Raw genomic sequence first — 8637 nt, 5'->3', positions numbered from 1 at the left:
GGGCGGCGGGCCCCCCCACCCGGGGGGGGGGGGGGGCCGCGGCCCCGGGGGGGGGGGGGGGTGTTTTTTTTCATGATTATTATTGTTGGACCACACCGGGGGGTGAACACGGTTTACCCCCACACGACCGGGCGGGTCCCGCGACTAAACGGTCAGTACGACCTTGCCGAAGAGGTCGCCCGACGCGAGCTTCTCGAAGCCCTCCCGGGCCCGGTCCAGCGGCAGGACCTCGTCGATCACCGGCCGCAGCCCGGTCGCCGCACAGAACGACAGCAGGTCCTCCAGCTCGTCCTTGGAGCCCATCGTCGAGCCGACCACCTTGAGCTCCAGGAAGAAGATCCGGGTCAGCTCGGCGTGCGCCGGGCGGTCGCCGCTGGTGGCGCCCGAGATCACCAGGGTGCCGCCCGGGCGCAGGGACTTGACCGAATGCGACCAGGTGGCCGCGCCGACCGTCTCGATCACCGCGTCCACCCGGTGCGGCAGCCGCGCGCCCGGCTCGAAGGCCTCCACGGCGCCCAGTTCCACGGCCCGCTTGCGCTTGGCCTCGTCACGGCTGGTCGCGAAGACCCGCAGGCCCGCCGCCTTGCCCAGGGCGATGGCCGCGGTGGCGACCCCGCCGCCCGCGCCCTGGACCAGGACCGAGTCGCCGGGTCGCACGCCCGCGTTGGTGAAGAGCATCCGGTACGCCGTCAGCCACGCCGTGGGCAGGCAGGCGGCCTCCTCGAAGGACAGCTCGGCGGGCTTGCGCAGCACGTTCCACGCGGGGACGGTCACCTGCTCGGCGAACGTGCCCTGGTAGCGCTCGGTCAGGATCGACCGGGGCTCGTCCGGGCCGACGCCGTGGCCGCTCTGGCCGATCACGGAGTGCAGGACGACCTCGTTGCCGTCCTGGTCGATGCCCGCGGCGTCGCAGCCGAGGATCATCGGGAGCTTGTCCTCGCCGAGGCCGACCCCGCGCAGCGACCAGAGGTCGTGGTGGTTGAGGGAGGCGGCCTTGACGTTCACGGTCACCCAGCCGGGGCGGGCCTCGGGGGCCGGGCGCTCGCCCAGCTCAAGGCCGCTCAGCGGCTGGTCACGGTCGATTCGGGCGGCGTAGGCAGCGAACATGCGGCGACGCTACCGCCCGGTAGCCGGGTGGGCCACCCCTGACGGGTGTTCGGTCGGTGAGGTCTTCGTCGCACCGGCCCGCCCGCGAAGGGGCGCGGCTCGCGGCGTGCGGCCGGGAACCGGGACCGTGTCCGGCTGCGTCCAGGACGGTGGTGAACAGTGGGTGCTTGGATCATGAACGGAACTGTCCGTCTTGCATTCAACTACGGGCTGTACCTGTGGTCTTGGCCTTCAAAGCGCGATAAGCGGAATGACAAGATCAAGCCTGTGGGGGGAGTAGTATTCAGGCCAGCGGCGGCTCGTCATGAGCCTGTCATCCGCCGCTCTCCTCTTCCGAGGCTCGCCTCGTACGACTCGCCGACGCGGCGCGACCCCTCCCGGTTCGGGGGCGGGGAGGGTGCGCCCGCGGGTGGGCCCGCACGTGAAGGGGCCCGGCCGGAGTGATCCGGCCGGGCCCCTTCACGCACAGCGGTACGGTCAGCCCAGTCGGGCCACGCCGTCGGCCTTGGCGGCGGCCGCGACCGCGGCCGCCACCGCGTCGGCGACCCGCTCGTCGAACGGCGACGGGATCACGTAGTCGGCGGCGAGGTCGTCACCCACGACGCCGGCGATGGCGTCGGCGGCGGCGATCTTCATGCCTTCGGTGATCCGGCTGGCACGGACCTTCAGGGCGCCCGCGAAGATGCCCGGGAAGGCCAGCACGTTGTTGATCTGGTTCGGGAAGTCCGAGCGGCCCGTGGCCACGACCGCCGCGTACTTGTGCGCGACGTCCGGGTGGACCTCCGGGTTCGGATTGGCCATGGCGAAGACGAAGGAGTCCTTCGCCATCGAGGCCACGGCCTCCTCGGGCACCGTGCCGCCCGAGACCCCGATGAACACGTCCGCGCCGGCCAGGGCCTGCTCCAGCGAGCCGGTGAGCCCGGACCTGTTGGTCAGGCCCGCGATCTCGGCCTTGACGTCCGTCAGGTCGCCGCGGTCGGCGGACACGACGCCCTTGCGGTCGGTGACGCAGACGTCGCCGATGCCGGCGTCCACGAGGATCTTGGCGATGGCGATGCCCGCCGCCCCCGAGCCCGAGATCACGGCGCGCAGGTCGCCGAGCGTGCGCCCGGTGAGCTTGGCGGCGTTGCGCAGGGCGGCCAGCGTCACGATGGCCGTGCCGTGCTGGTCGTCGTGGAAGATCGGGATGTCGAGCGCCTCCTGGAGGCGGCGCTCGATCTCGAAGCAGCGCGGCGCCGAGATGTCCTCCAGGTTCACCCCCCCGAAGGAGGGTGCGAGGCGGACGACGGTGTCGACGATCTCGTCCGTGTCCTTGGTGGCGAGCGCGATCGGAACCGCGTCCACACCACCGAACTGCTTGAAGAGGATGGCCTTGCCTTCCATCACCGGAAGGGAGGCCTCGGGCCCGATGTCGCCGAGTCCGAGCACGGCCGTGCCGTCGGTGACGACCGCGACCACGTTGGACTTCCAGGTGTATTCGTTCACCAGCTCGGGCTGCTCCGCGATCGCGGTGCAGACCTTTGCCACGCCGGGCGTGTAGGCGAGGGACAGGTCGTCCTTGTTCTGGACCGGCACGGTGGCCTGGATGGCCATCTTGCCGCCCCGGTGCAGTGCGAACACCGCGTCCGGGTTGTTGTCCGTATCGCTGTCGCTGCGAGGATTGACGATCTCCGCTGCCACTGTTCTAGACCCCTTAAGTCTTCTGTCGTTGAGGGTGGCCACTCCTGGTTAAGGGGTGGGCGGGCACCGCGTACGTACTCCGCATCGACGGTTGGCCCGTCTCCGCGAAGGGGAGGCTCGTACGCGCGGGGCGCGCCGCACGCGCGCCCTGAGCCCCGGATGAGGGGTGTAAGGATCCGTTGTACCCGAAGAACACTCACCCAGACGAGTCGCTTCCCACGGGACTGGAGGTCTCTTGTCCCGATTTCGGCGAAAGGTCCAAACGGGTCTGTCCGATTGGCGAGACGCACCGCAAATAGTTCATCAAAAAGGCCAGGTCACAGCGGTTTCTTCGGTCCACGGGCGCGCTTCCCGCAGGCAAGTTGGACACTCCGGGACACCCGTTATCCGATTTTGACCTGACGAACTGCCTGAATGCGTCAGTCCGAATGGCAAGATGCGGATTCACACGAGGTCGCGACACTCGAAGATGCGTGCCCGACCGCTCTCGCTTGCTTTCCCCAGTCAGCCGGAGGAACCAGCTCATGACCGCAAGCACCACCCGTCGTACGACCGCCGCCCGGTCCCGGATTGCCGCGGTCGGCGCGATCGCGGTCGCCGGCGCCCTGATCCTGACCGGTTGTGGCGACCAGACCGACAAGGCCTCCACGACCCCGTCGGGCCAGGCCGCGAACAGCTCCGCCCCCCTCTTCGCCAAGCTGCCGAAGAAGATCCAGGACGCGGGCGTGATCAAGGTCGGTACGGACGCGACGTACGCCCCGATGGAGTTCACCGAGGGCGGCAAGATCGTCGGTGTGGACCCCGACGTGGCGGCGGCGCTGGCCAAGCAGCTGGGCGTGCAGTTCAAGTTCGAGTCCGGCACCTTCGACACCCTGATCGGCAGCATGCAGACCGGCCGCAGCGACGTGGTCATGTCCTCGCTGACCGACACCAAGGCCCGCCAGGAGGGCCTGGACGACAAGGGCAACAAGACCGGTGCGGGCGTCGACTTCGTCGACTACTTCTCCTCCTCCACCGCCCTGCTGGTCAAGAAGGGCAACCCGGAGGGCCTCAAGACCCTCGCCGACCTGTGCGGCAAGAAGGTCGCCGTCCAGCGCGGCACCACCTACGAGCAGGCCGCCAAGGACCTGGCCGAGAAGTGCAAGGCGGACGGCAAGGGCGAGCTCTCCATCGAGTCCTTCCCGACCGACGCCGAGGCCCAGACCCGCGTGAAGGCCGGCGGCGCCGCCGCCGACCTGAACGACTCCCCGGTCGCCGCGTACATCGCGAAGACCGCGGGCGGCGGCAACGACTTCGAGGCGATCGCCGACCCGACCGACGCCGGCCTCTTCGGCATCGCGGTGGACAAGAAGAACACCGAGCTCCGCGACGCGCTGAAGGAAGCGCTGGACGCGATCATCAAGGACGGCACCTACAAGGCCGCCCTGGACAAGTGGAACGCGGGCTCCGGTGCCGTGACCGAGGCCAAGGTCAACGCCGGCCAGTGACCCCCCGGAGTACTCCCCTCGTACTTCGTTCTCCTTGCACCATCGAAGGGCAGTCACTGTGACTGACAAGCTCGACAAGGCCTCCGGCCCGGCGGACAACCCGCCGGCCGGGGCCGTCCCCCACGAGGCGATCCGCGCCATCCCCGTGCGCCACTACGGCCGGTGGATCAGTGCCGTGGTCGTCCTCGCGCTCGCCGCAGCGCTCGTCTACGCCTTCTCCCAGGGCAACGTGCGTTGGGCCACCGTGCCCGAGAAGATGTTCGACCCCACGGTCCTCCAGGGCCTGGGCAACACCGTCTTGATCAGCATCGCCTCGATGGCGCTGGGCCTGGTCCTCGGTGTCGTCTTCGCCGTGATGCGGCTCTCGAAGAACCCCGTGACCAGCACGATCGCCTGGTTCTACATCTGGTTCTTCCGCGGTACCCCGGTGTACGTCCAGCTCCTCATCTGGTTCAACCTCGCCCTGATCTTCCCGATCCTGAACCTCGGGTTCTACAAGGACGAGATGACCCAGGTCATGACGCCGTTCCTGGCCGCCCTGCTGGGCCTCGGCCTGAACGAGGGCGCGTACATGGCGGAGATCGTCCGCGCCGGCATCCAGTCCGTCGACGAGGGCCAGACCGAGGCCTCGCACGCCCTGGGCATGACCCAGACGCAGACCATGCGCCGCGTGGTCCTCCCGCAGGCCATGCGCGTGATCGTCCCGCCGACGGGCAACGAGTTCATCAACATGCTCAAGACCTCGTCGCTGGTCGTGGCCGTGCAGTACTTCGACCTGCTGCGGGCGGCCCAGGACATCGCGTCCACCTCGTTCGCGGTGATGGAGATGTTCTTCGTCGCGTCCATCTGGTACCTGGCGCTGACCAGCGTCTTCTCGGTCGGCCAGTACTACCTGGAGCGGCACTACGCCCGCGGTGCGCTGCGCACCCTGCCCCCCACGCCGTGGCAGAAGCTCAAGGCGAACCTCTCCCGCTTCTCGAACCGCAAGGCGGTGGCCTGATGACGACTGCCATGGTGAAGGCCGAGGGCGTCCACAAGTCCTACGGCGCTGCGCACATCCTCAAGGGCATCGACCTGGAGGTCGCCCCGCGTGAGGTGTTCTGCCTGATCGGCCCCTCGGGTTCGGGCAAGTCGACCTTCCTCCGGTGCATCAACCACCTGGAGAAGGTCAACGGCGGCAAGCTGTACGTCGACGGCGAGCTCGTCGGCTACCGCCAGAAGGGCGACAAGCTCTACGAGCTGAAGGACAGCGAGGTCGCGGCCCAGCGCCGGGACATCGGCATGGTCTTCCAGCGCTTCAACCTCTTCCCGCACATGACGGCGATCGAGAACGTCATGGAAGCGCCGGTGATGGTCAAGCGCGAGTCCAAGGCGGTGGCCCGTGAGCGCGCCATCAAGCTGCTCGACCGGGTCGGCCTCGGCGACAAGGGCGGGAACTACCCCTCCCAGCTCTCCGGCGGCCAGCAGCAGCGCGTGGCGATCGCCCGCGCGCTGGCCATGGAGCCGAAGCTGATGCTCTTCGACGAGCCCACCTCGGCGCTCGACCCCGAGCTCGTCGGCGACGTCCTCGACGTCATGCGGGACCTGGCCGAGTCGGGCATGACCATGGTCGTGGTCACGCACGAGATGGGCTTCGCCCGCGAGGTCGGCGACAACCTCGTCTTCATGGACGGCGGCGTCGTGGTCGAGTCCGGCAACCCGCGCGACGTGCTGGGCAACCCGCAGCACGACCGGACGAAGGCGTTCCTGTCCAAGGTGCTCTGAGTCGGCCGGGCCACCGCCCGACACCCCGGGAGGGGCGGTACGGATCCCCGTACCGCCCCTCCCGCGTTGTGTGAAGTTCTCGCTTTCCTCCGAAGGCTCCTACTTCAGACCGAGGACCAGCGAGTCGGAGGGGGAGCACCAGACCGCACGCGCCTCCGCGAAGCCTGCCTCGCGCAGGGTGCGGGCGTGCCAGGCCGCGTCCGGGGTGTCCCCGTCGGCGTGCTCGCCGTAGATCTCGTAGCGGCGCTCGGTGGGCTCGGCGAGCACCGGGTCGGCGGCCGCGACCGCCCACCACTCGGCCCAGTCGAGGGCGCCGGCAGCGCGGGCCCGGTCCAGGGCGGCGTGCCGCATCGTGCGGTCGGCCTCGTTGATCCGCGGGGTCGAGGCGTCGGGCATGTGGTCGGCGTTCATGAAGACCCCGCCCTCCCGGACCAGCGGGGCGAGCTGCCGGTAGAGGACTTCGAGCTGGGGGCTGTGCAGCCAGTGCAGCGCGGTGGCCGTCAGTACGGCGTCGTACGTGGCGTGGGGGAGCGCCGCGGTCCAGTCCGGGTCCTTGAGGTCGGCGGTGACGAGACGGACCCGCTCGTCGCCCGCGAAGTGTCCGCGCGCGATGGTCAGCAGTGCCGGGTCCAGGTCCACGCCGGTGCTGGTGGCTCCCGGGAACCGCTTGAGGACGCGGTCCGTAATACTTCCCGTACCGCACGCCAGATCCAGCACCCGGGGGGTGGGGCCGACGAACCCCTCCAGCACGTCCAGCATCACGCGGAACCGCTCTTCGCGGTCCGGCATGTACGCCTCCTGCTGACGGTCCCAGCTGTCCTGCCAGGCCTGCCAGTCGGTCGTCGTACGCGGCATCGCGACCCCCTCCATCCGTAATACCCTCGAATACGTAGCAGCTGTTACCGAGACCCTAATCCGCATCCGTAAGGACTACAAGTGGAACTGGCCCATTACTCGGACTTCGCCGTGCGCCTGGTCAACACCGAGGAGCCGGCCCGCAACAAGGACGCGCTCACCTCGGTCGACGCCGTGCGCGGCCTCTTCGGCGCCAGCACGCAGATGGCCCGCCGGGTCACCGACACCGACGTGACCCGCTTCCGCAACGTCCGCGGCCGGCTGCGGGCCGTCTTCGAGGCCGCCGACAGCGGCGACCACGTCCTCGCGGTCGACCTGCTCAACTCCCTGCTCATGGAGTTCCCGGTCAGCCCCCAGGTCTCCGGCCACGAGACCCTGGACGACGACGGCACCCCCAAGTGGCACATCCACCTCGCCGACCACCCCTCGAACGCCTCCGCCGGCTACGCGGCCATCGCGTCCTTCGGCCTGGCGTTCCACCTCACCGAGCACGGTCCCGACCGCCTCGGCCTGTGCCAGGCGCCGCCCTGCCGCAACGCCTACCTGGACACCTCCACCAACCGCTCCCGGCGCTACTGCTCCGACCGCTGCGCCACCCGGGCGAACGTCGCCGCCTACCGCGCCCGCAAGCGGCTGGAGGCCGAGGCGTCCGTCCACAGCGGTCGCAGCGCCGACACCGCCCAGGACAGCCGCGCCCTCAGCGAACTCTGATCCTCCGGGCGCGGCCGGAACCGCAGCACCGCCGTCGCCAGCACCAGGTCTTCGGGCACCGCCCCGTAGTCGGTGCTGTCGCCGGTCTCGTTGAACGGGTTGTCCCCGAGCACCCACCAGCCGCCCGGCCGCCGCTCCACCGCCCGCTTCACCACCAGCAGGTCCTGCTGGAACGGGTGGCGCAGCACCACCACGTCACCCGGCCGGACGGCCGCCCCGTACCGCACCACCAGCCGGTCGCCGTGCAGCAGGGTCGGCGCCATCGACGGCCCCGCCACCTCCAGCACCTCGAACCGGGAGCCGCCCCTGCCCGCCGCCTTGCCCACCATGCGCGACCTCCTCGCCCGCTCGTTCCTCACCGCGCATGCTGCCGCACCGTGCCGTACGTTCGCTCACCACGACATGACCCGCCCTGGACTTTTGTCCTAAGCCCACGGGGCCGCTCGCGAAATCCGCTTTCCCACGGAGTAAGGTCCCCTCCTGAGAAGACGATCACGAGGAGGAGAATCTCCATGCTTTCCCGCCTCTTCGCCCCCAAGGCGAAGGTCTCCGCCCACTGCGACCTGCCGTGCGGCGTGTACGACCCTGCCCAGGCCCGCATCGAGGCCGAGTCGGTCAAGGCCGTCCAGGAGAAGTACCAGGCCAACGAGGACCCCGACTTCCGCGCCCGCGCCATCACCATCAAGGAGCAGCGCGCCGAGCTCGCCAAGCACCACGTCTCCGTGCTGTGGAGCGACTACTTCAAGCCGCCGCACTTCGAGAAGTACCCGCAGCTGCACACCCTGGTCAACGACACCCTGAAGGCCCTCTCGGCCGCCAAGGCGTCCAACGACCCGGCGACCGGCCAGAAGGCCCTCGACCTCATCGCCGAGATCGACCGCATCTTCTGGGAGACCAAGGCCGCCTGAGGCGCGCCTCCCCCCTGACGCGGGGGGGGGGGGGGGGGGCGGCCCGCCGCGGGCGCCCCCCCCCCCCCCCCCCCCCCCCCCCCACCCCCCCCCCCCCCGCCCGCCGCCCCACGCGGACTCCCGCG

The 8637-nt window shown here is 69.9% G+C and carries 9 protein-coding genes; 5 read left to right on the top strand and 4 right to left on the bottom strand.

What is annotated here, in order from left to right; genetic code table 11:
- Positions 1–144: 144 nt before the first annotated feature.
- Positions 145–1107, bottom strand: a complete 963-nt coding sequence (locus ACFVGY_RS09525; protein WP_360630977.1) for a zinc-binding dehydrogenase — start codon at positions 1105–1107, stop codon at positions 145–147.
- 477 nt (positions 1108–1584) lie between these two features.
- Positions 1585–2787, bottom strand: a complete 1203-nt coding sequence (locus ACFVGY_RS09520; RefSeq protein ID WP_385673507.1) for an NADP-dependent malic enzyme — start codon at positions 2785–2787, stop codon at positions 1585–1587.
- A 524-nt stretch (positions 2788–3311) separates the two neighbouring features.
- Between ACFVGY_RS09520 and ACFVGY_RS09515 the strand changes: the two genes are divergently transcribed.
- From ACFVGY_RS09515 to ACFVGY_RS09505, 3 genes are read left to right on the top strand one after another with little or no spacing between them, the layout of a single operon-like run.
- Positions 3312–4274 carry an ABC transporter substrate-binding protein gene (locus ACFVGY_RS09515; protein WP_385673505.1) on the top strand — a complete coding sequence of 321 codons (963 nt, stop codon included), beginning with the start codon at positions 3312–3314 and terminating at the stop codon, positions 4272–4274.
- A 58-nt stretch (positions 4275–4332) separates the two neighbouring features.
- A complete protein-coding gene (locus tag ACFVGY_RS09510) occupies positions 4333–5274 on the top strand; it encodes an amino acid ABC transporter permease (protein WP_385673502.1) in 942 nt (313 codons plus the stop codon).
- A complete protein-coding gene (locus tag ACFVGY_RS09505; RefSeq protein ID WP_385673500.1) occupies positions 5274–6038 on the top strand; it encodes an amino acid ABC transporter ATP-binding protein in 765 nt (254 codons plus the stop codon). Before ACFVGY_RS09510 ends, ACFVGY_RS09505 begins: the two co-directional genes overlap by 1 nt.
- 99 nt (positions 6039–6137) lie before the next feature.
- Here ACFVGY_RS09505 and ACFVGY_RS09500 read toward each other — a convergent pair whose 3' ends face one another.
- Positions 6138–6908 carry a class I SAM-dependent methyltransferase gene (locus tag ACFVGY_RS09500; RefSeq protein ID WP_385673498.1) on the bottom strand — a complete coding sequence of 257 codons (771 nt, stop codon included), beginning with the start codon at positions 6906–6908 and terminating at the stop codon, positions 6138–6140.
- A gap of 66 nt (positions 6909–6974) precedes the next feature.
- Between ACFVGY_RS09500 and ACFVGY_RS09495 the strand changes: the two genes are divergently transcribed.
- A complete protein-coding gene (locus ACFVGY_RS09495) occupies positions 6975–7604 on the top strand; it encodes a CGNR zinc finger domain-containing protein (protein ID WP_385673495.1) in 630 nt (209 codons plus the stop codon).
- On the opposite strand, the gene sodX is transcribed toward ACFVGY_RS09495, so the two are convergent.
- Positions 7508–7933 (bottom strand): nickel-type superoxide dismutase maturation protease, encoded by a 426-nt coding sequence (gene sodX, locus ACFVGY_RS09490; RefSeq protein WP_385673492.1) that lies wholly within the window; start codon positions 7931–7933, stop codon positions 7508–7510. The genes ACFVGY_RS09495 and sodX overlap by 97 nt on opposite strands.
- Positions 7934–8116: 183 nt before the next feature.
- Here sodX and sodN point away from each other — a divergent pair, with 183 nt between their 5' ends.
- Positions 8117–8512, top strand: a complete 396-nt coding sequence (sodN, locus tag ACFVGY_RS09485; protein WP_360631000.1) for a superoxide dismutase, Ni — start codon at positions 8117–8119, stop codon at positions 8510–8512.
- Positions 8513–8637: the final 125 nt, after the last annotated feature.

The sequence above is a fragment of the Streptomyces sp. NPDC127106 genome (genome assembly GCF_042677605.1).
Lineage (GTDB): Bacteria > Actinomycetota > Actinomycetes > Streptomycetales > Streptomycetaceae > Streptomyces.
Note: the sequence above shows the minus strand (reverse complement) of the source record. Positions and strands in the feature narration are given on the sequence as shown.